Origin of the sequence: Micromonospora sp. NPDC051296 (genome assembly GCF_040682255.1) — a bacterium.
In the GTDB taxonomy this organism is placed as follows: domain Bacteria; phylum Actinomycetota; class Actinomycetes; order Mycobacteriales; family Micromonosporaceae; genus Micromonospora; species Micromonospora craterilacus.
Genome location: NZ_JBFBAO010000653.1, coordinates 1 through 1,541 on the forward strand (window position 1 = coordinate 1; position 1,541 = coordinate 1,541).

General features: G+C 76.3%; 1 protein-coding gene and 1 pseudogene. Both read right to left on the minus strand.

The window, feature by feature from the left end; all coding sequences use genetic code 11:
• A pseudogene (locus AB0M52_RS33860) lies at positions 1-506 on the minus strand (ATPase); the annotation flags it as partial.
• Between the two features lie 96 nt (positions 507-602).
• Positions 603-1,541: hypothetical protein (locus tag AB0M52_RS33865; protein ID WP_363961962.1), on the minus strand; the 939-nt coding region annotated here is incomplete at its 5' end.

The window sequence follows — 1,541 nt, forward strand, 5'->3', positions numbered from 1 at the left end:
GTTGTGGCTGACTCCACCGGCGGCGTCGCGTGCCGGTAGCCGTTGTCCAGCAGGGTGTACCGGGACTCCACCGGCTCCGGCCGGCGCGGCTCCGGCACCGCCGGGTAGGACGGCTCCGCCGGGTAGGACGGCTCCGCCGGGTAGGACGGCTCCGCCGGGTAGGACGGCTCCGCCGGGTAGGACGGCTCCGCCGGGTACCCCGACTGCCCGCGGTACGCCTGGGCGGGGCGCTGGGGCTCGACCCGGTAGCTCGCCTCGGCCCGGTAGCCCGGCTCGGTGCCGTACGGCCGCTCGGCCTGCTGACCGACGGCCGGGGCCCGCCCCGCGTAGCCGGAGCCCGACCCGCGTCGCGGCAGCGGCGGCTCGGGCGGCGGTGCTTCGTCGGGCCGCCGCTCGGTTGGCGCCTGTTCGGCGCCGCGAGCGCCGAGGCGGGCACGGTCGAGCAGCGCCCGCCACCGCGGTGCCGGTTCGGCGGGCCGTCCCCAACCGGTCTCGCTGCCGTCCACGGCTCGCCTCCCCAGCGCCTCGGTTTCCGTCTGACAGGCTACGAACGAAACCCTATTCAGGCCACACCGGGCCACGTACCGATGTGTCCCGAACCGTCACGGTGTCGGGCTCACGTCACTCTCCATGACGGCGTCTGCCGAGGTGGAAGGCATCAACGGTGCGGTGGCCGGTGGTGCGGACGAGGGTACCGCCGGTGATGGTGACGAATCCGTCACGTTCGGCGGAGCCGGCGAGCGGTCCTGCGGTACCGGATCCGGCGGCGGCGAGGCGGACCCGGGGGTCGGCGTCGGCTCCGGCGTCGGGGCGAGGTCGCGATCGGCCGGCGGTCTGACCACGTCCCACTGCTCGGGCAGCGGCGGGGTGAACACCGTGCGCTCCAGCCGCTGGACCTCCGGCGCCGGGTCGACCACTCGCACGCCAGGTCGGGCCGCCACGCCGCGCAGCGCCGCTGGCGCGGCGCGCACCACCAGCGCGTAGACGCAGGCGCAGCCCGCGCGGTAGGCGGCCGCCTCCTGCGCCGCGACTCGCGCCCCGCTCTCGTACAGCTGGCGCAGCTCACGTTCCTGCGGCCCGCCGCCGCCCAGCCCGGCGGCCCGGGACCGGTAGTCGGCGGCCTCTCGCTCCTTGCGCTCGGCCAGCTCGACCATGCCGGCCGTCACGTCCTCGGGGAGCCGTTGCGCGGGAATCCGGACGATCTCGGTCTGCCGGTCCGGCAGCGGTACCCGGCCGAAGACGACCGCCACGCCCACGTCGCCGACCACCGCCGCGAGCGACTGCGGGGTGAGGTATTCGGTCAACGAGACCAGCGCGTAGGTGCCGTCGCCGAACGCGCCGCCGCCGGCCAGTGCGGCCAGGTCGGCCGCGGACGTCCGCTCGTAGCCGGGGATCGACTCGCCGTCGGCGACCCCCACCCGGGTCACCTCGCCGACGGTCCGGTCCTGGACGGGTGGGCCACCGGTGGCGAGCACGGCGGTGAACAGCACGGCGGCGCAGGACAGCACCGCCACCCACCCGAGCACCGGGGTCCGGGCCGA